Here is a 23,317-nt window from a genome sequence, read left to right as displayed (position 1 = left end):
CATGGTAACCACCCCAGCCCACCTCCGCCGCTCTGCCACCACGCTCGGAAACGATGAGGTTCTGAGGATCCGCAACGACTTCCCGATCCTGCAGCAGCACGTCAACGGCCAGCCGCTCGTCTACCTGGACTCCGGGGCCACCTCGCAGAACCCGCTCAGCGTGCTCGAGGCCGAACAGGAGTTCTACGAGCGGCGGAACTCCGCGGTCCACCGCGGGGCGCACCACCTGGCCGTCGAGGCCACCGAAGCCTTCGAAAACGCGCGGGAAACCGTGGCGGACTTTGTCGGGGCGCAGTGGGATGAACTGATCTGGACCTCCAACGCCACGGAGGGCCTGAACCTGCTCACCTACTCCTTCCTCAACGCGTCCCTGCCCGGCGCCGCACCCGAGGCGGCCCGGTTCGCCCTGGCCCCGGGCGACGAAATCGTGGTCACGGAGATGGAACACCACGCCAACCTGATTCCCTGGCAGGAGCTGGCGGCCCGGACCGGCGCCGTCGTGAAATTCATCCCGATCGACGACGCCGGCACCCTGGACCTGACGGCCGCCGCCGGCATCATCGGCCCCCGCACCCGCGTCCTGGCGTTCACGCACGCGTCCAACGTCCTGGGCACCATCAACCCGGTCGCCGCCCTGGTGGCCCTGGCCCGGTCCGCGGGGGCCCTCGTGGTGCTCGACGCCTGCCAGTCCGCGCCGCACCTGCCCCTGGACGTCAAGGCGCTCGACGTCGACTTCGCGGTGTTCTCCGGCCACAAGATGCTCGCCCCTACCGGAATCGGCGCGCTCTATGGCCGCTCGGAGCTGCTCAACGCGATGCCGCCGTTCCTGACCGGCGGCTCCATGATCACCACCGTCACCATGGAACGGGCGGGTTTCCTGCCGAGCCCGCAGCGGTTCGAGGCCGGCACCCAGCGCATTTCGCAGGCCGTGGCGCTCGCCGCGGCGGTGAATTACCTCAGTGAAACCGGGATGGACCGCATCCACGCCTGGGAGGCCGAACTCGGCCAGCGCCTGGTGCAGGGCCTGGATTCCATCCCCGGCATCCGCGTGCTGGGCCCCGCAGCGGGGCAGGAACGGATCGGCCTGGCCGCGTTCGACGTCGCCGGCGTCCACGCGCACGACGTCGGCCAGTTCCTGGACAGCCGCGGCATTGCCGTGCGGGTGGGCCACCACTGTGCCCAGCCGCTGCACCGCCGGCTCGGACTGACGGCCACCACGCGCGCCAGCACATACCTTTACAACACCACGGATGATGTGGATGCGTTCCTTGACGCAGTCGCCGATGTCCGTGCCTACTTCAAAGCCTAGGACGGCCATCGATGAGTCTTGACCAGCTCTACCAGCAGATCATCCTGGAACACTCCAAGGCCCGGCACGGCAGCGGCCTGGCCGCCGCGGCGGCACCCAATGGCGCGAGCAGCGGCCAGTCCCACCAGCTGAATCCGACCTGCGGCGACGAAATCACGGTCCGGGTGTCCGTGGCCGGCGGGAAAGTCAGTGAGCTGCGCTGGGACGGGGACGGCTGTTCCATCTCGATGGCCTCGGCCTCCGTGCTGACGGACCTCGCGGAGGGCATGACCGTCGGGGAACTCCGCACCGTCATCGACAGCTTCCGCGAAGTGCTGCGGTCCCGCGGCAAAGTGCCGGCCGATCCGGAGGTCCTGGGCGACGCCGCCGCGTTTGAGGGCGTGTCCCGCTACGCCGCCCGGGTCAAGTGCGCCATGCTCTCCTGGGTGGCCGCGGAAGACGCCCTGGGCCAGGCGCTGGCATCCTGACCGCAGGCCCGCACGCAGCCTGACTTCAGCCTGACAGTACCGCGTCAGGGCCTGCCCAGGCCCTTGTAGACCCAGCCGGCAGCCCGCCATTTCGCCGGGTTCAGGACGTTGCGGCCGTCCAGGATGCGCGGTTCGGCCACGAGCGCCTTGGCCGCGTGCGGATCGAGCTCCCGGTACGCCTGCCACTCGGTCAGCAGCAGCACGGCGTCGGCCCGGTGCAGCGCCGTGTCCAGGTCCGGTTCCAGCGGAAGCTCCGGGAAGCGCTTGGCGGCGTTGGCCAGCGCCTGCGGGTCCGTGACGGTCACGACGGCGCCCTGCAGCTGCAGCTGCGCGGCGGCGCTCAGCGCGGGGGAGTCGCGGACGTCGTCGCTCTCGGGTTTGAATGCTGCCCCCAGCACGGCGATCCGCTGTCCCAGCAGGGACCCTCCGCACAGTTCGCGGGTCAGCTCGACCACCCGGGTGCGGCGCCGCATGTTGATGGCGTCCACCTCGCGCAGGAACGTCAGCGCCTGGTCCGCCCCCAGCTCACCGGCGCGGGCCATGAACGCCCGGATGTCCTTGGGCAGGCACCCGCCGCCGAATCCGATCCCCGCGTTCAGGAACTTCCGGCCGATCCGTTCATCGAGGCCGATCGCGTCAGCCAGCCGGGTGACATCGGCCCCGGTGGCTTCGCAGACTTCGGCCATGGCGTTGATGAAGGAGATCTTGGTGGCGAGGAACGAGTTGGCGGCCGTTTTGACCAGTTCCGCCGTGGCGTAGTCGAGCACCAGCCGGGGAGTCCCGCCGGCGAGCGGCGTGGCGTAGACCCGGTCCAGGACGGCCACCGCGGGATGCTCTTCGCTGCCGTCCGGTGTCCCGTAGACAAACCTGTCCGGATTCAGGGTGTCCGCCACCGCATGGCCTTCGCGCAGGAATTCCGGGTTCCAGAGGAGTGTGGCGCCGGGCTCCGATTCGGTCAGCACATCCGCCAGCCGTGCGGCGGTTCCCACGGGCACGGTGGACTTTCCGGCCACGACGTCGCCGGGGGAGAGCTGGGCGGCGAGGGCCGCGACGGCGGCATCCACGTAGCGCAGGTCCGCGCCGTTTTCGCCGCGCTTCTGCGGGGTTCCGACGCAGATGAAGTGGACCTCGGAGCCGCGGGCCGCCGCCATGTCCGTGGTGAACCGCAGCCGGCCCGTGTGGGCCAGTTCCGCAAGGAGGTCATCCAGCGCAGGTTCGTAGAACGGGGCCGTGCCCAGGGACAGCTGCGCCACCTTGTGCCCGTCCAGGTCGATGCCGACGACGTCGTGCCCCAGGCTGGCCATGGAGGCCGCATGGACCGCGCCGAGATAACCGCAACCGATAACCGAGATTCGCATAGCTGCCTGTGTCCTCCCGCCGTGGATAGTTCACAGCGTACGTGCCGGGTCCGTGTTTCGTACACGGTCCTGGTATGCCATGAGCAGCAGGGCGGCGAGGGCGCCGACCATGGCGCCAAAGGTGTTGGCGGCGACGTCGGCGACGGAGGGGAAGCGTGCCGGGAGGAAGATGAGCTGGGAGAGCTCGATCAGAACGGAGACGACGAAGCCGACGGCCACCCCGCCCCACCACAGCCGTGGGCCCAGAATCCGGGTCACCAGGGCGCCCAGGGGGAGGAAGAGGATGACGTTGGAGGCCAGTTCCACCACCCGATAGTCGAACCAGGTGGGGACGCCCCAGCGGTGCAGCTTCCGCAGCGACCGCATCAGCAGGTCGGATGCGCCCTGGTCCACGGGAACGGGCCAGAAGGCGATGAGACCAAGTACCAGTACGTAGATGGCCAGGCCCCAGATGGCCGCACGGCGGGGTAGCAACTGGCGTCCCCTTTCAGCGGTCCACCTTTTTGCTGATTCTAGCCGCCGGCACGCCTCCGGGGCAGCACATCCGGCACACCGGCGGCGCTGTGGCCGCCGGTGTGCCGGATGTTAGCTGAACAGCCCGGCAATGCCGATCGCCGCCGTCGCGGCCCCCAGCAGCATGGAGATGCTGACGAGGACCACGTGGACGGTCAGGAAGCGCGTGGCCTTGCCGTTGGCGTCGCGGGCACGCGGGTCCTTCATGACCCGGCGCAGGAACTGCGGCCAGACGGCCAGGGACCAGACGCCGGCGACGATCAGGACGACGGCGAGGATGGCGGGCAGTTCCACGGCGTCAGTGGCTTTCGAGCCAGGCCTGGGCCTGCTGGGACTGCAGGTTCAGGGCCTTGCCGACCATCGGTTCGGCCGCATCGGCGATCTTGCCGCCAAGGAACGGCACCGAGGAGGTCACGTTGCCCTCGAGCTCGATCCGGGTGCTGCCGCCGTCGGACACGAGGCGCTGAACAGCCTTCACGTCCAGCGGGGCGCCGGCGACCTTGAGGGAGATCTCGCTCTGCCGGGAGCCGTCGGCAGCGGGGGCTTCCCACGCCTCGAGCTGGGTGACCTTTAGGGTTTCGCCGACAAATTTCCGGGCGAGGTCGGGCATCCGGGTGGTCGGGATGGTGCGCACCGTGGTGGTGTTGAAGGCGCCGGCGGGGTCTCCGTCGAGGGCAAAGGATTCCAGGGTGCCGCCGACGAGTTCGCTCGTGTGGCGCAGGAAGTCTTCATTGACGAAAACCGCGGTAACGCGGTCGACGCTGTGCGGAACGGTAGTGGATGCACTCAGGGCCATAGGGGTCCTCCGTGATGTGGAAGTGGACGATTCGGGCTCCAACATCCTACGTGGTGGGCCGGGCAGGCTCCGACTCGAGGTGTGCCAGATCCCGGGCGGCGGCGGTGATATTCCGCGACATGGCGGGAAATATGACGCTGTGAAACGGCAGCACCGCGAGCCAGTAGAGGCGGCCGCTGAGGCCCTTGGGGAAGAAAATGGCGCGCTGGCGGTAGCGGCTGCCGGTACCCTCCGGCTCCACGGAGAGCTCGAGCCAAGCCCGGCCGGGGGCCCGCATTTCCGCCCTCAGCCGCAGCAGCCGGCCGCGGTCGATCTGTTCGACCCGCCACCAGTCCACTACCTCGCCCTCCGCCAGCAGGTGCGGGTGCCGGCGGCCGCGCAGCAGCCCCGCCCCGCCGGTGAGCTTGTCCAGCCAGCCGCGCACCTGCCAGGCAAGGGGCAGGGAGTACCAGCCGTTCCGGCCGCCGATTCCTTCGATGACGGTCCACACGTGCCGCGGGACCACGTCGCTGCGGAAGCTGCGGTCGTCCACATAGACCGTGTGGCCGGACCAGTCCGGGTCGCTGGGCAGGGGGTCGGCGTCGACGCCGGCACTCGCCCACGTGGTCTCCACCTGGCCGTCGCGTTCCTTGCCCAGGGCCAGGGCCACGGCCCGCCGGTAGGGGGTCAGGCCGCCGTCGGGCACCGGGATGTATTGGTCGATGTCGTGCTCCCGGGCGACGGCGTCGTGCTGGAGCGATTCGACGAGCGGCAGCGACATGGAGAGCGGGATCGGCGTGGTCAGCGCCACCCACACGCCGGCCAGCTTGGGCGCGGGCACCGGCAGCGCCAGCACCACCCGGTGCGGCAGGCCCGCCTCGGCCGCGTATTCCTGCATCATGCCGGCATAGGTGAGCACCTGGCGGCAGCCGACATCGAACGTCCGGTTGATGGTCCCGTCCAGCGAGGCCGCCGCCACGAGGTAGTACAGGACGTCGCGGACGGCGATCGCCTCGATCTTGTTGCGCACCCAGCTCGGGGCCGGCATGAGCGGGAGCGTCTCGGACAGATGCCGGATCATTTCGAACGACGCCGAGCCTGAGCCGATGACGACGCCGGCCTGGAACACGATGGCGTCCACCGGGCTGTCCAGGAAAACCTGCCCCACCGCTTCCCGGGACCGCATGTGGGTGGACAGTTCGGCCCCGGCCGGGTGCAGGCCGCCAAGGTAGACAATCCGGCCCACCCCTGCCGCGGCCGCGGCCCGGGCGGCCGTCCCGGCCATCGCCTTTTCCTTGGCCTCGAAGCCGGCCCCGGCCGCCATGGAATGGACCAGATAGAACAGGACGTCGACGCCGTCGAGCGCCTCACGCAGGGCGTCGCCGTCGTCGAGGCTGCTGTGGACCACCTCGACGTCCTCCAGCCACGGCACCCCGGCGATCTTGGCCGGCGTACGGACAACGACCTTGACCCGGTGCCCGGCCTCCAGCAGCCGGGGGACCAGCCGGCCGCCGATGTAGCCGGTGGCGCCGGTGACCAGCACAGTTTTCGGTTTCGGGTCCTGGGGCTTGCCGTTCATGGGAGGCTCCTGATCGTTGCGCATACAAGGCATTCGGAGTGTGGCCGGCCGCGGACGGCCGCCGGGCCCGCAGCGGTTCTTCCAGCGTAGCCCCGGCCGCGCGGTAGGCTTGGAAGACCCGGGATTCTCGCGAATTTCGGCTATTCGTGTTGCCTGCATCCCCGTGATCCCATCAGGAGCTCCAGCCATGAGCCTCAACGGCCCCTCTCTCACCGGCTTGCGCCGTGTCCTCGCCGAAGACCGGAATTACGCCCGGATCCAGGCCGAGGCGGCCCGCGGGTTCGCCGCCCGCAGCGAGGATTACCAGATCAGCGCCCCGGCCGGAATGCGGTCCACGCTGCTCGCGGAAATGGCTGACGGGCTCGCGACGCTCGCGACGAAGGAAGCCGGCTCCGGCAGCCCGATGCCTGTGGTCCTGGCCGTCACCGCCACCGGCCGCGAGGCCGAGGACCTGACCGAGGCCCTGCGCGCCTTCCTGCCGGCAGACGCCGTCGCCGAGTTCCCCAGCTGGGAGACCCTGCCGCACGAACGGCTGTCCCCGCGCTCGGACACCGTCGGCCGCCGGCTCTCCGTGCTCCGCCGCCTGGCGCACCCCGAATCGTCCACCGCCGGCGCCCTGCGCGTCGTCGTGGCGCCCGTGCGCGCCGTCGTGCAGCCGATCGTCGCCGGCCTGGGCGAACTGGTGCCCGTGACCCTGAAGGTGGGCCAGGAGGCCCCCTTCAGCAGCGTCGTGAAGAGCCTCGCCGACGCCGCCTACGCCCGGGTGGACATGGTGACCCGCCGCGGCGAGTTCGCCGTCCGCGGCGGCATGCTGGATGTCTTCCCGCCCACCGAAGACCACCCCATCCGGGTCGAGTTCTTTGGCGACGAGGTGGACCAGATGCGCTGGTTCGCCGTCGCCGACCAGCGCTCGCTGACCGCTCCCGGCCTGCACCACCCCACGGAACTCCACGCCCCGCCGTGCCGCGAAATCCTGATCACCCCCTCCGTCATGTCCCGGGCGGCGACGCTGAAGTCCCAGCTCCCGGCCGCCGCGGACATGCTGGAGAAGATCGCCGGCGGCATCGCCGTCGAAGGCATGGAATCGCTGGCCCCGGTCCTGGTGGATGCCATGGTCCCGTTCCTGGACCAGTTCCCGGCCGGTTCCATCTCCGTGGTGATCGAGCCGGAGAAAGTCCGCACCCGGGCCCACGACCTCGCCGCCACCAACGAGGAATTCCTCGAGGCGGCCTGGTCCACGGCGTCCGACGGCGGCACTGCGCCCCTGGATCTGAGTTCCGCGGCGTCCGCGGCCCTGCACTCGGCCAGCTTCCGTTCGCTGGCCGAAACCCGCGCCGCCGCCCTCGAACACGGCGTCTCCTGGTGGTCCATCACCTCGCTGGCCAGCGACGAAGAGCTGCTGCCCGACGTCGACGTGCTGAACCTGCACGCCCGGGAACCGCGCGGCTACCAAGGCGACGTGGCGGAAATGATGGACTTCATCGGCTCCCGCGTCCGGGACCAGTGGCGGATCGTCGTGGTCACCGAGGGTCCCGGCCCGGCCCAGCGACTCGCGGAACTCTTCCACGACAACGACATCCCCTGCGCCCGGGTGGACACCCTCGAGGCGGATCCGCAGGCAGGGCTGATCGAGGTGACCACGGCCGCCGTCGGCCGCGGCTTTGTCTTGGATCCGCTCAAGCTGGCACTGCTGACCGAGGCTGACCTGCTGGGCCGGACCTCCGCCGGCTCCACGAAGGACATGCGCCGGATGCCGTCCAAACGGCGGAACGCCGTGGATCCGCTCCAGCTCGTGGCCGGGGACTCCGTGGTGCACGAACAGCACGGCATCGGCCGGTTCGTGGAGCTGATCCAGCGCAAGGTGGCAGGCGGGGCAGATGGGGTACGCGAGTACTTGGTGCTCGAATACGCCCCGTCCAAGCGCGGCGCCCCGGGGGACCGGCTCTTCGTGCCCACCGACCAGCTGGACCAGGTCACCCGCTACGTCGGCGGCGACACCCCGGCGCTGAGCAAGATGGGCGGCGCGGACTGGGCCAGCACCAAGTCCAAAGCCCGCAAGGCGGTCAAGGAGATCGCCGGCGAGCTGATCCGGCTGTACTCGGCCCGGATGGCCTCCCGCGGCTACGCCTTCGCCCCGGACACCCCGTGGCAGCGGGAGCTCGAGGAAGCCTTCCCCTACGTGGAGACCCCGGACCAGCTGACCACCATCAACGAGGTCAAGGCCGACATGGAGCGCGAGATCCCGATGGACCGGCTGATCTCCGGCGACGTCGGCTACGGCAAGACTGAGATCGCCGTCCGCGCCGCGTTCAAGGCCGTCCAGGACGGCAAGCAGGTGGCCGTGCTGGTGCCGACGACGCTGCTCGCCCAGCAGCACTACGAGACCTTCACCGAACGGTTCTCCGGCTTCCCGCTCGTGGTCAAGCCGCTGTCCCGCTTCCAGAGCGGCAAGGAGGCCAAGGAAACCGCCGACGGCGTCAAGGCCGGCTCCGTGGACGTGGTGATCGGCACCCACCGGCTGCTGTCCAAGGACTTCGGCTTCAAGGACCTCGGCCTGGTGATCGTGGACGAAGAGCAGCGCTTCGGCGTCGAACACAAGGAGGCGCTCAAGAAGATGCGCACCAACGTGGACGTCCTGGCCATGAGCGCCACGCCCATTCCGCGCACCCTGGAAATGTCCCTGACGGGCATCCGCGAGACCTCCACCCTCGCCACCCCGCCGGAGGAACGGCACCCCGTGCTGACCTACGTGGGCCCGTACACGGACAAGCAGACCTCCGCCGCCATCCGCCGCGAGCTCATGCGCGAAGGCCAGGTGTTCTTCGTCCACAACCGGGTGTCCACGATCGACCGCACCGCGGCGAAGATCCGCGAACTGGTCCCGGAGGCCCGGGTGGAGGTGGCGCACGGGCAGATGTCCGAGAGCCGGCTGGAACAGATCATCGTGGACTTCTGGGAAAAGCGCTTCGACGTCCTGGTCTGCACCACCATCATCGAGACCGGCCTGGACATCTCCAACGCCAATACCCTGATCGTGGACGGTGCGGACAAGTACGGCCTCTCCCAGCTGCACCAGCTGCGCGGACGCGTGGGCCGCGGCCGTGAACGCGCCTACGCCTACTTCCTTTACCCCTCGGAAAAGCCGCTCGGCGAGGTGGCACTGGAACGGCTCAAGGCCGTCGCGACCCACAACGAGCTCGGCGCCGGCATGCAGCTGGCCATGAAGGACCTGGAGATCCGCGGCGCCGGCAACCTGCTCGGCGGCGAGCAGTCCGGCCACATCCAGGGCGTCGGCTTCGACCTCTACATCCGGCTGGTCGGCGAGGCCGTGGCCGAGTACCGGGGCGAGGCCGAGGAAAAGGCCGCGGAAATGAAGATCGAGCTGCCGGTCAACGCGCACCTGCCGCACGACTACGTGCCGGGCGAACGGCTGCGCCTGGAGGCCTACCGCAAGCTCGCCAGCGCCATCACCTACGAGGCGATCGACGAGGTCCTCGCCGAGCTCGTGGACCGCTACGGCGAACTGCCGCTGCCCGCAACCAACCTGATCGACGTCGCCCGCTTCCGGGTGGGTGCCCGCGAGGCCGGCCTGTCCGACGTCGCGCTGCAGGGCAACTTCATCAAGTTCTCCCCGGCCCAGCTGCCCGAGTCCAAGCTCATGCGCCTGACCCGGATGTACCCGGGCGCGCAGGCCAAGCCGGCCCTGGACGCGGTGCTCATCCCGAAGCCGAAGACCGCCAGGATCGGCGGCCGGGACCTGCAGGACGCCGAGATCCTCGAGTGGGCCAACGGCGTCATCAGCAACATTTTCGCTGATGCCGCTGTATCTGCGACGCCGGCGGTGAAGTAAAAGAATGATGGGAGGACATCACGCCGCGTCGGGAGCCGCGGCGTGGGTAGCCATTGCCTCGACCGGCCCGTACGCCCTCGGCTGGTACCCGCTGGATCCCACGGGAACCGTGATCGGCGCCATGGCGACGGCGGGGACCGCGCTGGTCTGCGACTGGGACCACCGTGCCAGCACGGTGGCGCACGCGTTGCCACCGTTGTCCAACCTGGTGGCGCGCGGCATTGAGAACGTCAGCGGCGGCCACCGGCAGGGCACGCATTCGGTGCTGGGCGCGGCGTTCTTCGTGCTGCTGGCCACGATCGCCGGGCAGTTCCAGGTGCAGACCCAGTGGGGGCTGCTGTCCGTCGGGGCCGGCCTGCTGTGCATGTTCATGATCAACATCGCCGCGAAGGCGCTGAAACTCTTTCCGAAATCCGGCGTGGTCAGCAACTGGATCTTCGCGCTGCTCATGGCAGGCCTGGTGACGTGGTTCGCGCCGCAGCAGTGGACCTGGCTGCCGGTTTCGATGCTCACCGGCGTGCTGGTGCACATCGTGGGGGACATGATCACCACCGGGGGAGTGCCGTTGCTCTGGCCGATCGTGATCAAGCCGCCGAAGGTCCTGCGGAAACTGCCGCTGCTCAAAAACGTCTGGAAGGCCAACGGGGCGTTTTCCATCCCGCTGCTGGGCCGGGCGGGCTCGCGGCGGGAATGGCTGGTCCTCATCCCGGTCAGCGGGTACGCGATGGTGGGGATGTTTGGCGCCGGACTGGCAGTGGCCAAGGCGCATTTCCCGGCGGCCCTGGCGCTGGGCGCGGGGCTGGTGAAGGGCTTACTAAGGCTTACTTAAATGACTGAAGCTCCGGAAATTTCCGGAGCTTCAGTCATTTAAGAACGTGGCGTTTAGTTTTCGCCGGCCGAATCCGAGCGGCCCAGCAGCGTCTGCGGGATCCAGAACGCGAGGGCAAAGAGGCCCAGGCAGACGGCCATCGGCCAGACGTTGTCCAGCGTCAGGAAGGACAGCGAGTAGATCGCGCCGAGGAACAGGACCATCATCGGCACGAACAGGGCGATGCTGGATCCGAGGCTGTTCTCGACCTGCCGGGACTGGGTGTTGTTGCTGGACATTTGTTCCTCCTCGGCCCCTGGGGGCTCAAAACTTTGGGCGCTGCCGACGCGGATCAGTACGCGGACGAACCCTGTTCACCCTTGACGATCGCGATGCCGGAGCTGGCGCCAATACGTGTTGCACCTGCAGCAATCATAGCCTGAGCATCGGCCAGGGACCGCACGCCGCCGGAGGCCTTGACGCCCAGGTCCGGGCCCACGGTCCGGCGCATGAGCGCGACGTCCTCGGCCGTGGCCCCGCCGCCGTTGAAACCGGTGGAGGTCTTCACGAAGTCCGCGCCGGCCTCCACAGCAGCCTGGCAGGCCAGCACCTTCTGGGCGTCATCCAGCAGCGCCGTTTCGATGATGACCTTCAGGATGGCCCCGCCTTCGTGGACGGCCTCGGCGACGGCGGTGATGTCATCCACTAGGGTGCCCTTGTCATTGGCGCGGGCGGCGGCGATGTTGATGACCATGTCCACTTCCTCGGCGCCGTCCAGGACCGCGCCGCGGGCCTCGAAAGCCTTGACGTCGCTCGGCGTGGCGCCCAGCGGGAATCCCACGACGGAGCAGGTCAGGACGCCGGAGCCCTTCAGCGCTTTCTTGACGGTCTTGACCCAGACCGGGTTCACGCAGACGGACTTGAAATGGAACTCGGCCGCTTCGGCGCAGACCTTGAGGATCTCCGCTTCGCTGGCTTCCGGCTTGAGCAGGGTGTGGTCGATGTAGGAGGCAATGTCGGGGGTGCCCCCGGCGGCGGCTTCGTGGCTCATGGTTGGTCCCTTTCCTGGCGGGCCTGGGGACACGATGGTCCCTTCCCGGGCCTTGTGGGCCTGCCGGCCCTTGGCGGCGCCGCGTGGTGCGCGGCTTATCAGGTGACCATCTTGCCATAGGAACATGCCCGGCAGATGCCTCAGCCGGGCATGCTCCGTCGGCTCAGGCGGCAGCCGCCAGGGGCCGGGCCAGAGTGGCCTGCAGCAACTGGGAAGCGCAGACGGATGCGGCCGAACCGGAGGCTACGAGCAGCCCCAACCGGACGCCGTCGTACGCTGCCGCGTCACCGATCGCCCAGATGCCGGGCACGGAGCTGCGGAAGTCCTGGCCGATGACAATCCCGCCGCCGGGAGCGGTTGCCAGCCCGGCCGTGGCGGCCAGTTCGTCGCGGGCGATACGCTCCTCGGCAAGGATCACGAGGTCGCCGTTCATGCTGGAGCCGTCCTCGAAGACGATGCCGGACGCCGGCAGGACGGACCCGGCGATGGTGGGCACGACGGCGGCGGGGCGGACCGTGGTGCGGACCGGGCGGACGCCCCGGGCCCGGAGGACCGCCTCGGCCTGGCCGGCGGCCGAGCCCGTGCCCACGAGGATGCCGAGGGGACGCCGGCCCAGGACCCGGGTGACGTCCTTGACGGCTTCGCCCAGCCGGGCGGCGTCGTCGATCGTGGAGTAGCTCAGACACCGTCCGGCACCTTCCACCGGCGTCTCGGCCGGAGCGGAACCGGTGGCGATCACGAGCTCATCGTAGGTAAATTCCATGCCGTCGGCGGTGGTCACAACGCGGTTTTCGGCGTCGATGTAGCTGGCCGGCTGGCCGAAGCGGACGGAGACCTGGGGCAGGACGGCGAGTTCCAGCAGCTCTTCGGGGGCGTCATCGCGGTTGCTGAGAACCGTGATGGCGCCGGCGAACGGAGTCCGGATGAGCTGCCGGACGAGGGCCTGGGCGGCCGGACCCGCGCCGGCGATGACGATCCGGGGCCGGGAAGCCGTTGTGGTCGTCGGCGAGGCGGTGCCGGAGGCAGCTGCAGTCAAGGAAGAGGTGCCGGTGGTGGGAGACAATGCCGGAGCGGACATGTGCTGGCCCTTTCGCTGGGGTGGCCATCGTGCGGCCGGTTTGCTTGATGAAACCCAGCGTAGGCTTCCGATTTTTCCGGGGTGTTTCCCGGGTGTTGCCGCTTCTGCCCTGCCCGTTCGCCAGTATTTACCCGCCGGTAATGTCCTGCGTCACACCATCGCGGCGGGCCCTCCGGGCACCTCCGCTAGACCCGGATCCGGTAGCCGCGCTTCACCACGGTTTCCACCAGCCGGGTGTCCGGCAGCGCGGACCGCAGCCGGCTGACGGTCATGTCCAGGGCGTGCACGGAGCCGCGCAGTTCCAGCAGGTCCGAGAGCGCCTCGCGGGACAGCACGGCCCCGCCGGCGCCGATCAGCGCACGCAGCAGCAACAGGGGCGCCGGGGCCATCTCGACGGGCTCGCCGTTGATGCGCAGCGAGCGGCCGCGCAGCTCCACGCTGCCGGATGCGGTGTCGATCCGACGGACGTGGTTGAGCGCCAGGTGCTCGCAGACCAGCCGGATCAGCGCGCCCATCCGGAACCGATCCGGGATCAGCGGGTGCAGCCCGGCGTCGAGCAGCGGCTGGGCGGTGATGGGTCCGACGACGGCGGTCGCCACGGTGGTCTTCAGGCTCTCCACGAGTTGCTTGTAGACGCCCATCTCGTGCGCCGTGCTCCACATCGCGTCCACGGCGGGGGCGCTCGTGAACGTCAGGACATCGAGGTTGCCGCTGCACGCGGCCTCGATGAGCTTGGGCAGCCGGTCCGCGCCGTCAGGCTTGACCCAGCGGTACGGGGTGACCGTCAGGACGGTGGCGCCGGACATGCGCAGGCGTTCGAGCTGGCGGACGTCGGTGTAGCCGTGCAGCTGCACCGCGACGGTCTTGCCGCGTACCCCTTCGGCAAGGAGCATGTCCACGAGCGTGGCGGTGGTTTCGTCGCTGCTGATCCCGACGTCGGCGAGCCCGGCCGCACGCACGGCGCCGCGGGCCTTGGGCCCGCGAACGAACATCCGGGCGGCCGAGAGGGTCTCCAGAAGCTGGTCGCCAATGCCGAACGTGTCCGCGGCCTCGCACCAGCGGCGCATGCCGTAGGCGGTGGTGGCGATGCAGAGATCGGGCCGGGCGGCGATGATTGCCCGGGTGTCCTCGATCAGGCTCTGGTCCTCCTGGACCGGGGCGATCTTCAGTGCCGGGGCGTGAAGCACCTCGGCACCGCGGCGCTCGAGGGCCTCGATGAGGTCCTGCGAACGGCGGTGCGAGGTGACGCCGATCCGGAAACCGTCCAGGGGAAGGTCCCGGTCCGTCGCGTCGTCGGCAGCATCCGGCGGGGTCGTCCCGGCGGACGCCGGGATCAGGGTTGCCGGGGTCAGCCGGGTCAGGGGTGCGCCGGGTTCCGGGAAAGTTGCGGCGGCGGCGTTCAGTGCGCTCATGAAAATCCTTATGCTTCCAGCAGTGAGGCGGCCAGGCGGTCAAGCTCCGCCGTGGCCTCGGCGCAGCCCCGGTTGGCCTCGGCCACCCGGACAACGTCCCCGATCACCAGGACAGCGGGGTTGCTGCAGCCCGCGGCTGCGGAGGTGATGGTGCCCAGTTCGGCGATCGTGGTGCGCTGACCTGGGCGGTAGCCGCGTTCAACCACGGCCATCGGCATGTCGGCCCGCATCCCGGCCCGGCGGAGTCCGGCGGCGAGATGGTGCAGTGTGCCGATGCCCATCAGGACCACAATAGTCCCGCCGAGCCCGGCCAGGTGCTTCAGTTCGTTCTCGGTCAGCGGTGCGTGGCCCGAAACCACGGTGAACATGTGGCTGACTTCGCGGTGCGTGACCGGGATGCCGGCGGCGGCCGGAACCGAGATGGCGCTGGTGACTCCGGAGATGACGCGGACCGGAACCCCTGCCGCGACGCAGGAGGCGACTTCCTCGCCGCCGCGGCCGAAGACGTAGGGGTCCCCGCCCTTGAGGCGGACCACGTTGTTGCCCGCCAGCGCGCTCTCCACCATGAGCTTTTCGATGTCGGCCTGGCTGACCTTGTGGTGGCCGGGCTTCTTGCCCACGTCCACGAGCTCTGCCGAGGTCAGGGACGGCAGCTTCTGGTAGGGCGCGAGCCGGTCGTAGAAGACGACGTCGGCATCACGCAGCGCCGTCACGGCGGCAACGGTGAGCAGCTCGGTGGTTCCGGGGCCGCCGCCGACCAGCGTGACGTGTCCCACCGGGCCGGCAGCCGGCTCGGTTGCGACCGGAATGCCGGTGGCCCGGCACCGGTCCAGGAGGGCCTCCCAGCCGGGCTGGCCGTCGTCGACGGCCGCCACCAGGAACGGGCGCTCGGGCAGCGGCCCGTCGGCACCGGCACCCTGCGGAGTGCTCAAGCGGTAGACGACGGCGCCGGCCGCCTCATAGCGCCGCACGGCCTGCCGCGCGGCGTGCTCCGTTCCGGTGACCAGGACTTCGCGTCCGGTGAGGTCGATGGTGAGCTGCATGGCTATACCTTCTCCTCATCGCGGGGACGGACCGGAATGGAACTGCCGATGAGCACCTTCCCTTTTTCTTCTGCCGTGGCCGGGCGCATCTGGCCGCGCTCGTCGGGGACGAAGGTGATGGAATCGTCCTTCTGGTCCGGGGCGTTGACGAAGGAGCGGAAGCGGCGCAGGCGCTCGGGATCCTTCAGGGTGTCGGCCCACTCGTCGATGTATGTGTCCACGTGCTTGGCCATGGCGGCCTCGAGGTCCCCGGCGATGCCCAGGGTGTCGTGCACCACCACGTCCTCGACGTGCTTGATGCCGCCGTCGAGCTCCTCCTGCCAGCGCGCGGTGCGCTGCAGGCGGTCGGCCGTGCGGATGTAGTACATGAAGTAGCGGTCGATGTACTTGATCAGGGTTTCGTCGTCGAGGTCCTTGGCCAGCAGCTGCGCGTGCGCCGGGGTGGCCCCGCCGTTGCCGCCGACATAGAGGTTCCAGCCGTCGGCGGTGGCGATGACGCCCACGTCCTTGCCCCGGGCTTCGGCGCATTCGCGGGCGCAGCCGGAGACACCCATCTTCAGCTTGTGCGGGCTGCGGAGGCCGCGGTAGCGCAGTTCGAGCTGGATGGCCATGGCCACCGAGTCCTGGACCCCGAACCGGCACCACGTGGAGCCGACACAGGACTTCACCGTGCGCAGGCTCTTGCCGTAGGCCTGGCCGGATTCGAAGCCGGCATCCACGAGCAGCTTCCAAATCTCCGGCAGCTGCTCCAGCCGGGCACCGAACATGTCGATCCGCTGGCCGCCGGTGATCTTGGTGTAGAGGCCGTACTGCTCTGCGACCGCGGCGATCACGCCGAGTTTCTTCGGGGTGATCTCGCCGCCGGCGATACGCGGAACCACCGAGTAGGTGCCGTCCTTCTGCATGTTGGCCAGGGCGCGGTCGTTGGTGTCCTGCAGGGTGCCGCGGCCGGCGTCCAGGACGTAGGCGCTGTTCTGGCTGGCCAGGATGTTGGCGATGGTCGGCTTGCAGATATCGCAGCCGTCCCCGGTGCCGTACTTGGCCATGATCTCCTCGAAGGAGGTCAGTTCCAGGACGCGGATGGCGTCGAAGAGTTCCTGGCGGGACAGCTCGATGTGCTCGCAGAGCGCCTTCGAAACCTCGACGCCGGACTTGGTCAGTTCGGTTTCGAGCAGTTTCTTGAGCATCGGGACGCAGGAACCGCAGCTGGTTCCGGCGCGGGTGCAGCCCTTCAGCTCGCCGAGTTCCTGGACGGGTGCGTTGCCCTCGCAGGCCCCGCAGCCGTTGACGGTGTCGCGGATGGTGCCCGCGGATACGTTGTTGCAGGAACACAGGATGGCGTCGTCCGGCAGTTCGGTTTCCGGGGCGTCTCCGCCGCCGGCCGCGGTGAGGTACGCGCCGGGTTCGGCGGCCAGTTCGCGGCCCAGCATGGGACGCAGGGAAGTGTAGGGCGAGGCGTCGCCGACGAAGATGCCGCCGAGCAGGGTCTTGGCGTCATCCGTGGTGACGATCTTCTGGTAGACGCCGCGGGCGGGGTCGGCGTAGACGATTTCGAGGGAGTGTTCGGTGCGGGCGAAGGCGTCGCCGAAGCTGGCGACGTCGACGCCTGAGAGCTTGAGCTTGGTGGCCGTGTCGAAACCGGGGAAGGTTGCCTCGCCGCCGTGCAGCCGGTCGGCAACGATTTCGGCCATCGTGTTGGCCGGGGCCACGAGGCCAAGGCACATGCCGCCGAAGTTGGCGACCTCGCCGATCGCCCAGATGCCGGGAACCTCGGTGGAGCAGTCGTCGGAGATGACGACGCCGCCGCGCTGGCCGAGCTGGAACTGCTGATCTTCACCTTCCGCGGCCCGGAACAGCTCATCGCGGGGCCGCACACCGATCGCCACGATCACGATGTCGGCGTCGATGGTCCGGCCGTCGGCCATGAGGACGCCGGTGACCTGGCCGTCGTCGTCGGAGAGGACCTCGGAGGGGAACACCCCGCCGTGGACGGTGAAGCCCTTGGCCTCGATGAGCCGTCCGAGCGCCTGCCCGGCACCCTCATCCAGCTGGGTGTTCATGAGCCACGGCGAGCCGTTGATGACGATCGGGGTGGCGCCGAGCTGTTCGGTGCCGGCTGCTGATTCCAGGCCCAGCAGACCGCCACCGATGGTAACCGCATTGACCTGGCGGCCCAGCTTCACGGTGAGGTCCGCGATGGCCTTGTTGATGGACCAGACGTCCTCAAGGGTGCGGTACACGTGGGTGTGTTCGGCGCCCGGGATGGGCAGGCGGGCCGCGTCCGAGCCCGTCGCGACCACGAGCTCGTCGTACGGATAGATGGTGCCCGCGGCGGTCTTGACGGTTTTGCCGGCGGCGTCGACGCTGACGACGCGCTCGCCGGTCTTCAGGTCCAGGGCTGTGTGGTCCCACATGGAAGCGCTGCCCAGGGTGAGGTCGACGTCGCCGTCGGTGAGTGCCTTGCTCAGCGCGACGCGGTCGTAGGGGAGGTGGGCTTCCTCGGTGAGGACTGTAACGTGCCAGCCGTCGAGTCCGCGGGCGTGCATGGCATCGGCGAATCGGTGCGCTGCGGGGCCGCCGCCGGCCACCACGATACGGCGCGGGGCGGCGCTGGCTGCGCCCTGGTTCGGGTGGCTTGAAGGGAGTCCGGTCACGGTGGGCCTTTCGCATGGGCCGCAGACGGTGCTCTGCAGCTTGTCGTCCCAGACTAGGGAAAGGGAATTTCGCTTCAGTTTCCCTTATGTTTCGTGATCTTAACTTCTGCATCACGAATGCATTTCCGGCCGTGTGAGCTCTCTTTTACGCGCCGGACACATCCGGCGCGTCCGGATGAAACACCGGAGGCCTAGCTTAAATGTGTGGCCGCAGCAGCGGTTGAACCCGTGAGGGATGTATCAGAGAGGGCCGGGATGACCGCCGTACTTGAAACCGCAATATCCGACATCGAGGGTCAGATTTCCGGATCCGACGCCGGCTGGCACCGGGTGTGCGCCGTCGCGGACCTGGAGCCCGCGTGGGGCGAGGCCGCACTGATTTCCGGGCGCCAGGTCGCCGTGTTCCAGACCGCGAACGGTGAGGTTTTCGCCGTCGCCAACGAGGACCCGGCAACCGGCGCGAATGTCATGGCCCGCGGCATCACCGGTTCCCGGGGCAACCGTCCGACCATCTCCTCGCCGCTGCACAAAGAGGTCTATGACCTCGAAACCGGCGAGTGCCTCGGCAACCCGGAAGTCCGGCTCGCAACCTTCAGTACCCGCATTGTGGGCGGATACATTGAGGTTGAGCTCTAGAGGTTGAGCTCTAGAGGCCCAGGGCCTCGCGGACGTCGGCCAGGACACTGTCCAAGGCGGCGCGGGCCTCGTCCCGGGCCGCCGGAAGTTCGGCCGCCGAGCCCACACTGTGGATGACCTCCAGGTAGCACTTGAGCTTCGGTTCCGTGCCGCTGGGACGGATGATGACGCGGCTGAGGTCCCTGGTCAGGTACAGCAGCCCTTCCGTGGGCGGCAGCTGCTCGGTGCCCACGGCCAGGTCCGTGACGGACTCGACGCCTGAGCCGCCGAACGATTCCGGCGGGCTGACGCGCAGCCGGTTCATCATCGCGTCCAGCAGGCCAAGGTCCGCCACCCGGATGCTGAGCTGGTCGCTCGCGTGCAGCCCGTGCACCAGATAGAGCTCGTCCAGGGTGTCAAAGATTGTCTTGCCCTCGGCCTTTGCCGCCGCCGCGAGTTCGGCGATGAGGACAGCGGCCGAAATGCCGTCCTTGTCCCGCACCAGCGACGGGGCAACACAGTAGCCCAGCGCCTCCTCGTAGCCGTAGACCAGTCCCGGCACCCGGGCAATCCACTTGAAGCCGGTCAGGGTTTCCTCGTGGGCGTAACCCGCCGCTGCCGCGATCCGCGCCAGCAACCGGGACGACACGATCGAGTTGGCGAAGACACCGGCCGGCGCCTCGCCGCCCGCTGCCTGCCGCGCCACGACGTGGGCACCCAGCAGGGCGCCGACCTCGTCGCCGCGCAGCATGCGCCACGCGCCGGTGGCCGGATCCTTCGCCGCCACGGCCGCCCGGTCGGCGTCGGGATCGTTGGCGATCACGATGTCGGCGTCCGCGCGCGCTGCCGCCTCGAGGGCCAGATCCAGCGCCCCGGGCTCTTCGGGATTGGGGAAGCTGACCGTCGGGAAGTCCGGATCCGGCTGCGCCTGTTCCGTGACGAGGGTGACGTCGGCGAAACCGGCGGCATTCAGGACCGCCACCGCCGTTTCCCCGCCCACGCCGTGCATGGGGGTCAGGATGATCTTCAGCCCGCGGGCCGGGAAGTGTTCGGGGACCGCCAGGGCCGCGACGGCGCTCTGGTACTCGGCGGCGATGGAGGGCTCCAGCACGGTCCACCCGTCCGCGGCCAGCACGATCGAGTCCAGGGCGCCGACGGCGTCGATCTTCGCCGCGATCAGGGCATCGTAGGGCGCCACAATCTGGGCGCCGCGGCCGCTTTCCTCGACCGCGTGACGGCCGAGGTACACCTTGTAGCCGTTGTCCTGCGGCGGGTTGTGGCTGGCGGTGACCATGACGCCGCCGTCGCAGTCCAGCGCCCGCACCGCGTACGCGAGCAGCGGAGTGGGCAGAGCGGAGGGCAACAGGAAAGTTTCCACACCGGCCGCGGTGAGGATCGCGGCGGTTTCCTCGGCGAAAATATCGGAGTTGTAGCGGGCATCAAAGCCGACGACGGCGCGCGGCCGGGTGCCGGGGGAGGCCTGCTCGACGGCGTTCGTGAGGAAAGCCGTGAAACCTGCTGCAGCGCGGCGGACCACCACGCGGTTCATCCGGTTCGGACCCGGGCCGAGGGCTGCCCGCAGTCCGGCGGTGCCAAACTGGAGGGTACCGCTGAAGCTGTCGGCGAGCTCCTGGCGGGCCGCCCCGACGCCGTCGTCGGTGAGGCGGATCAGCTCAGAGAGGGCGGCGGCGGTGGCGGGGTCCGGGTCCTGGTCGGCCCAGTCCCGGGCGTCGCTCAGGAGTCGGGCGAGTTCGGCATCAGAAGACGTCATAGGAACCAAACTATCGCCAATCGTGGGAGAAGCCTGCCCAGACTGCCGGGAATTGGCATTTCAGGTGCCAATTTGGGGCCTCCAGAAGGCCCTTGACACCCAAATTTCCGGACACGTAACGTCTGGAATATGAAGATGGGGCGTGGCGTGGAATGGGCCGTGCACAGTTGCGTGAACATGGCCTGGACCCCACCGGGAGAGCCGGTGAACAGTGCACGGCTGGCGGAGTTCTACAAGCTTCCGGCCGCCTATCTCAACAAGCAGTTCCAGGCGCTGGTCCGAGCCAAGGTGCTGGACTCGGTCTCGGGGCCCCGCGGCGGATTTCACTTGGCGCGCAGGCCGGAACACATCACCGTGCTGGACATCGTGCTGGCGCTGGAGGGCCAGGAACCGGCTTTCCGGTGCGAGGCGATCCTGGGAAATGTCCCGGAGCCGGACCGGCAGGAAAACTTCGCGCGGTCGTGCCTTATTTCCCAGACCATGCGCCAGGCCGAACTCGCCTGGCGGCAGGCACTGGCGCGGCAGAGCATCGCCGGGATCGCGGATTCGATCGAGCGGCGGTTCCCGGCGGACAAGGCGAAGGTCCTGGACTACCTGGCTGCGGAGTAGCCGCAGCTGGTGGTCCAGGACCTGTCGCGGGACTGGATCAGAGCTTGGCGATGATCTCCGCGAGCAGCTTGGAAATGCGCGGTCCTGCGGCCTGGCCGGCCTCGAGGACTTCCTCGTGGCTGAGCGGCACGGGGCTGATCCCGGCGGCGAGGTTGGTCACCAGCGAGATGCCGAAGACCTCCATGCCGGCGTGGCGGCCGGCGATGGCCTCAAGGGCCGTGGACATGCCCACCAGGGAGGCGCCGATCCGCTTGGCGTACTGCACCTCGGCGGGCGTCTCGTAGTGCGGGCCGGTGAACTGCGCGTAGACGCCCTCGTCCAGTGACGGGTCCACCTCGCGGGCCAGGCCGCGGATGCGGGAGGAGTACAGGTCCGTGAGGTCCACGAACGTGGCGCCCTCCAGCGGAGAGGTGGCGGTGAGGTTGATGTGGTCGCTGATCAGGACCGGCGTGCCGGGCGCCCAGCCCTCGTTCAGGCCGCCGCAGCCGTTGGTCAGGACCAGGGTCTTGCAACCGGCGGCCGCAGCCGTGCGCACGCCGTGGACCACGGCGCGGACGCCCTTGCCCTCGTAGTAGTGGGTGCGTGCGCCCAGGACCAGGGCCCGCTTTCCCTCTTTGGTCAGCACCGAGCGGATAGTGCCCACGTGCCCCACCACGGACGGTGCGGAGAACCCGGGGATTTCGGCTGCGGACAGCGTCGCGGTGGTCTCGCCGATGAGCTCCGCGGCGTCGCCCCAGCCAGAGCCGAGGACCAGTGCGACGTCGTGGGAATCGACGCCCGTCTCTGCAGCGATGTAGTCGGCGGCGGCGCGGGCGGCATCGAAGGGATCCGTGTTCAGGAATTCTGTTGTACTCACCGGTACAAGTTATCGTGCCGGTGGCCGGCTGCCCAGCACCTGCGTCACCGGGAGTTGTGCGGGCCCCGGCGGCCCGGATTCTTGGTGGCTTCGGTTCGGATGGTGGACAATGGTTGATTGTGACTACGCATCCTGACTTCAGCTCACCCCGCATCGCAATTCTCGGCGGAGGGCCTGGCGGCTACGAAGCCGCCATGGTCGCCGCGTCGCTGGGGGCGCAGGTCACCATCATCGAACGCGCTGGCCTCGGCGGATCCGCCGTGCTGACCGACGTCGTTCCCTCCAAAACCCTGATCGCAACTGCAGACCTGATGACCCGGGTGGGCGAGGCGGGGGAGCTGGGCGTCAAGTTCGACGTCGACGGCGGCGACTTTGCCCCGTCGATGCGCGCGGACCTCAAGCACATCAACGACCGGCTGCTCCGGCTGGCGCGGAAGCAGTCGGAGGACATCCAGGCCGGGCTGGAGCACCAGAACGTCCGCATCCTGATCGGCTCCGGCAGGCTGCTGGACAACCACACCATCGAGGTCCTGACCGCCGACGGCACCGAAACGGTCGAGGCGGACACCATCCTGCTGGCGGTCGGCGCCCACCCGCGCGAGCTGCCCACCGCTCGGCCGGACGGTGAGCGCATCCTGAACTGGGCCCAGATCTACAACATGGACGAACTCCCCGAGGAGCTCATCGTGGTGGGTTCGGGTGTCACGGGTGCGGAATTCGCCTCCGCCTACAACGGCCTGGGCTCCAAAGTCACCCTGATTTCCAGCCGCGACCGGGTGCTACCGGGCTCGGACACCGACGCCGCCGAGGTCCTCGAGGCCGTCTTCGAACGCCGCGGGCTCAAGGTGCTCTCCCGCGCCCGCGCCGAAACCGTGGAACGCACCGACGACGGCGTCGTGGTCACCCTCGGCGACGGTTCCAAGGTCACCGGCAGCCACTGCCTCGTCTGCGTCGGTTCCATCCCGAACACGGCCGGCATCGGCCTGGAGGAAGCAGGCGTCGCGCTCACCGAGAGCGGCCACATCAAGGTCGACGGCGTCTCGCGCACCACGGCGCCGAACATCTACGCCGCGGGCGACTGCACCGGCGTCCTGGCCCTGGCCTCTGTGGCCGCGATGCAGGGCCGGATAGCCGTGGCGCACTTCCTGGGCGACGCCGTCATGCCGATCAAGCTGCACCAGGTGGCGTCCAACATCTTCACCTCGCCCGAGATCGCCTCCGTGGGCGTGTCCGAGGCGGAGATCGAGTCCGGCAAGTACCAGGGCGACATCATCAAGCTGTCCCTGCGCAGCAACGCCCGCGCCAAGATGCGCAACCACCGCGACGGCTTCGTCAAGATCTTCGCCCGCAAGGGTTCCGGCACGGTCATCGGCGGGGTGGTGGTGGGGCCGAACGCCTCCGAGCTCATCTTCGCGATCTCGATCGCCGTGACCCAGAAACTGCACGTCGACGACGTCGCCAGCACCTTCACCGTGTACCCGTCGCTGAGCGGCTCCATCTCCGAAGCGGCCCGCCGGCTCCACGTCCACATGTAGTTCGGGCGCAGGTAGTGCCAGCAGGGCCCGCCCT

The 23,317-nt window shown here is 69.0% G+C and carries 20 protein-coding genes; 7 read left to right on the top strand and 13 right to left on the bottom strand.

Annotated elements, in window-relative coordinates:
* The first annotated feature begins 1 nt into the window (after position 1).
* Together ACFVTM_RS09940 and sufU are read left to right on the top strand one after the other, a co-directional pair.
* A complete protein-coding gene (locus tag ACFVTM_RS09940) occupies positions 2-1,309 on the top strand; it encodes an aminotransferase class V-fold PLP-dependent enzyme (RefSeq protein ID WP_390203286.1) in 1,308 nt (435 codons plus the stop codon).
* Between the two features lie 11 nt (positions 1,310-1,320).
* Positions 1,321-1,776 carry a Fe-S cluster assembly sulfur transfer protein SufU gene (sufU, locus tag ACFVTM_RS09935; RefSeq protein WP_390203285.1) on the top strand — a complete coding sequence of 152 codons (456 nt, stop codon included), beginning with the start codon at positions 1,321-1,323 and terminating at the stop codon, positions 1,774-1,776.
* Between the two features lie 44 nt (positions 1,777-1,820).
* Here sufU and ACFVTM_RS09930 read toward each other — a convergent pair whose 3' ends face one another.
* From ACFVTM_RS09930 to ACFVTM_RS09910, 5 genes are all read right to left on the bottom strand, one after another.
* Positions 1,821-3,134 (bottom strand): UDP-glucose dehydrogenase family protein, encoded by a 1,314-nt coding sequence (locus ACFVTM_RS09930; protein ID WP_390203284.1) that lies wholly within the window; start codon positions 3,132-3,134, stop codon positions 1,821-1,823.
* A 30-nt stretch (positions 3,135-3,164) separates the two neighbouring features.
* Positions 3,165-3,608 carry a VanZ family protein gene (locus ACFVTM_RS09925; protein WP_390203283.1) on the bottom strand — a complete coding sequence of 148 codons (444 nt, stop codon included), beginning with the start codon at positions 3,606-3,608 and terminating at the stop codon, positions 3,165-3,167.
* Positions 3,609-3,719: 111 nt separating this feature from the next.
* A complete protein-coding gene (locus ACFVTM_RS09920; RefSeq protein ID WP_390203282.1) occupies positions 3,720-3,941 on the bottom strand; it encodes an SCO4848 family membrane protein in 222 nt (73 codons plus the stop codon).
* Positions 3,942-3,945: 4 nt separating this feature from the next.
* Positions 3,946-4,443 (bottom strand): DUF2505 domain-containing protein, encoded by a 498-nt coding sequence (locus ACFVTM_RS09915; protein WP_390203281.1) that lies wholly within the window; start codon positions 4,441-4,443, stop codon positions 3,946-3,948.
* A 46-nt stretch (positions 4,444-4,489) separates the two neighbouring features.
* Positions 4,490-6,001, bottom strand: a complete 1,512-nt coding sequence (locus ACFVTM_RS09910; RefSeq protein WP_390203280.1) for an SDR family oxidoreductase — start codon at positions 5,999-6,001, stop codon at positions 4,490-4,492.
* Positions 6,002-6,188: 187 nt separating this feature from the next.
* On the opposite strand from ACFVTM_RS09910, the gene mfd reads away from it, so the two are divergent.
* Both mfd and ACFVTM_RS09900 read left to right on the top strand, forming a co-directional pair.
* Positions 6,189-9,851 carry a transcription-repair coupling factor gene (gene mfd, locus ACFVTM_RS09905; RefSeq protein ID WP_390203279.1) on the top strand — a complete coding sequence of 1,221 codons (3,663 nt, stop codon included), beginning with the start codon at positions 6,189-6,191 and terminating at the stop codon, positions 9,849-9,851.
* A gap of 4 nt (positions 9,852-9,855) precedes the next feature.
* The gene (locus tag ACFVTM_RS09900) at positions 9,856-10,680 is read left to right on the top strand and encodes a metal-dependent hydrolase (RefSeq protein WP_390203278.1); all 825 of its coding nucleotides are present in this window, start codon (positions 9,856-9,858) and stop codon (positions 10,678-10,680) included.
* Positions 10,681-10,733: 53 nt separating this feature from the next.
* Here ACFVTM_RS09900 and ACFVTM_RS09895 read toward each other — a convergent pair whose 3' ends face one another.
* The 6 genes from ACFVTM_RS09895 to nirB form a co-directional block, all read right to left on the bottom strand.
* Positions 10,734-10,958 carry a hypothetical protein gene (locus ACFVTM_RS09895; protein ID WP_390203277.1) on the bottom strand — a complete coding sequence of 75 codons (225 nt, stop codon included), beginning with the start codon at positions 10,956-10,958 and terminating at the stop codon, positions 10,734-10,736.
* 53 nt (positions 10,959-11,011) lie between these two features.
* Positions 11,012-11,710 (bottom strand): deoxyribose-phosphate aldolase, encoded by a 699-nt coding sequence (gene deoC / locus ACFVTM_RS09890; RefSeq protein WP_390203276.1) that lies wholly within the window; start codon positions 11,708-11,710, stop codon positions 11,012-11,014.
* A gap of 163 nt (positions 11,711-11,873) precedes the next feature.
* Complete coding sequence (locus ACFVTM_RS09885; RefSeq protein ID WP_390203275.1) at positions 11,874-12,788, bottom strand: FAD-dependent oxidoreductase; 915 nt, start codon at positions 12,786-12,788, stop codon at positions 11,874-11,876.
* A gap of 185 nt (positions 12,789-12,973) precedes the next feature.
* The gene (locus ACFVTM_RS09880) at positions 12,974-14,200 is read right to left on the bottom strand and encodes a uroporphyrinogen-III synthase (RefSeq protein WP_390203274.1); all 1,227 of its coding nucleotides are present in this window, start codon (positions 14,198-14,200) and stop codon (positions 12,974-12,976) included.
* Positions 14,201-14,208: 8 nt separating this feature from the next.
* Positions 14,209-15,243: a uroporphyrinogen-III C-methyltransferase gene (gene cobA / locus ACFVTM_RS09875; RefSeq protein ID WP_390203273.1), complete on the bottom strand. Its 1,035-nt coding sequence runs from the start codon at positions 15,241-15,243 to the stop codon at positions 14,209-14,211.
* A gap of 2 nt (positions 15,244-15,245) precedes the next feature.
* Positions 15,246-17,897 (bottom strand): nitrite reductase large subunit NirB, encoded by a 2,652-nt coding sequence (nirB, locus tag ACFVTM_RS09870; protein WP_390203272.1) that lies wholly within the window; start codon positions 17,895-17,897, stop codon positions 15,246-15,248.
* A 255-nt stretch (positions 17,898-18,152) separates the two neighbouring features.
* Between nirB and nirD the strand changes: the two genes are divergently transcribed.
* Positions 18,153-18,533, top strand: coding sequence for a nitrite reductase small subunit NirD (gene nirD, locus ACFVTM_RS09865; protein ID WP_390203271.1), 381 nt, complete (start codon positions 18,153-18,155; stop codon positions 18,531-18,533).
* Between the two features lie 10 nt (positions 18,534-18,543).
* Here nirD and ACFVTM_RS09860 read toward each other — a convergent pair whose 3' ends face one another.
* Entirely contained in the window at positions 18,544-20,283 is a 1,740-nt protein-coding gene (locus tag ACFVTM_RS09860; RefSeq protein WP_390203270.1) for a phospho-sugar mutase, read from the bottom strand.
* Between the two features lie 129 nt (positions 20,284-20,412).
* Here ACFVTM_RS09860 and ACFVTM_RS09855 point away from each other — a divergent pair, with 129 nt between their 5' ends.
* Entirely contained in the window at positions 20,413-20,892 is a 480-nt protein-coding gene (locus ACFVTM_RS09855) for an RrF2 family transcriptional regulator (RefSeq protein ID WP_390203269.1), read from the top strand.
* Between the two features lie 37 nt (positions 20,893-20,929).
* Here the strand turns inward: ACFVTM_RS09855 and ACFVTM_RS09850 are convergent, their stop codons facing one another.
* A complete protein-coding gene (locus tag ACFVTM_RS09850; RefSeq protein ID WP_390203268.1) occupies positions 20,930-21,748 on the bottom strand; it encodes a purine-nucleoside phosphorylase in 819 nt (272 codons plus the stop codon).
* Positions 21,749-21,867: 119 nt separating this feature from the next.
* On the opposite strand from ACFVTM_RS09850, the gene ACFVTM_RS09845 reads away from it, so the two are divergent.
* The gene (locus tag ACFVTM_RS09845) at positions 21,868-23,283 is read left to right on the top strand and encodes an NAD(P)H-quinone dehydrogenase (protein ID WP_390203267.1); all 1,416 of its coding nucleotides are present in this window, start codon (positions 21,868-21,870) and stop codon (positions 23,281-23,283) included.
* Positions 23,284-23,317 lie beyond the last annotated feature (34 nt).

This window comes from Arthrobacter sp. NPDC058130 (genome assembly GCF_042884475.1).
Taxonomy (GTDB): domain Bacteria; phylum Actinomycetota; class Actinomycetes; order Actinomycetales; family Micrococcaceae; genus Arthrobacter.
The sequence above is the reverse complement of the archived record's forward strand: the minus strand, read 5'-3'. Positions and strand labels throughout refer to the sequence as shown.

Excerpts from the sequence above, each read along its gene's own strand:
- ACFVTM_RS09940 (WP_390203286.1), top strand. The coding sequence starts at position 2 with ATGGTAACCACCCCAGCCCACCTCCGCCGCTCTGCCACCACGCTCGGA.
- sufU (WP_390203285.1), top strand. The coding sequence starts at position 1,321 with ATGAGTCTTGACCAGCTCTACCAGCAGATCATCCTGGAACACTCCAAG.
- ACFVTM_RS09930 (WP_390203284.1), bottom strand. The coding sequence starts at position 3,134 with ATGCGAATCTCGGTTATCGGTTGCGGTTATCTCGGCGCGGTCCATGCG.
- ACFVTM_RS09915 (WP_390203281.1), bottom strand. The coding sequence starts at position 4,443 with ATGGCCCTGAGTGCATCCACTACCGTTCCGCACAGCGTCGACCGCGTT.
- ACFVTM_RS09910 (WP_390203280.1), bottom strand. The coding sequence starts at position 6,001 with ATGAACGGCAAGCCCCAGGACCCGAAACCGAAAACTGTGCTGGTCACC.
- mfd (WP_390203279.1), top strand. The coding sequence starts at position 6,189 with ATGAGCCTCAACGGCCCCTCTCTCACCGGCTTGCGCCGTGTCCTCGCC.
- ACFVTM_RS09900 (WP_390203278.1), top strand. The coding sequence starts at position 9,856 with ATGATGGGAGGACATCACGCCGCGTCGGGAGCCGCGGCGTGGGTAGCC.
- ACFVTM_RS09895 (WP_390203277.1), bottom strand. The coding sequence starts at position 10,958 with ATGTCCAGCAACAACACCCAGTCCCGGCAGGTCGAGAACAGCCTCGGA.
- deoC (WP_390203276.1), bottom strand. The coding sequence starts at position 11,710 with ATGAGCCACGAAGCCGCCGCCGGGGGCACCCCCGACATTGCCTCCTAC.
- ACFVTM_RS09885 (WP_390203275.1), bottom strand. The coding sequence starts at position 12,788 with ATGTCCGCTCCGGCATTGTCTCCCACCACCGGCACCTCTTCCTTGACT.
- ACFVTM_RS09880 (WP_390203274.1), bottom strand. The coding sequence starts at position 14,200 with ATGAGCGCACTGAACGCCGCCGCCGCAACTTTCCCGGAACCCGGCGCA.
- cobA (WP_390203273.1), bottom strand. The coding sequence starts at position 15,243 with ATGCAGCTCACCATCGACCTCACCGGACGCGAAGTCCTGGTCACCGGA.
- nirD (WP_390203271.1), top strand. The coding sequence starts at position 18,153 with ATGACCGCCGTACTTGAAACCGCAATATCCGACATCGAGGGTCAGATT.
- ACFVTM_RS09860 (WP_390203270.1), bottom strand. The coding sequence starts at position 20,283 with ATGACGTCTTCTGATGCCGAACTCGCCCGACTCCTGAGCGACGCCCGG.
- ACFVTM_RS09855 (WP_390203269.1), top strand. The coding sequence starts at position 20,413 with ATGAAGATGGGGCGTGGCGTGGAATGGGCCGTGCACAGTTGCGTGAAC.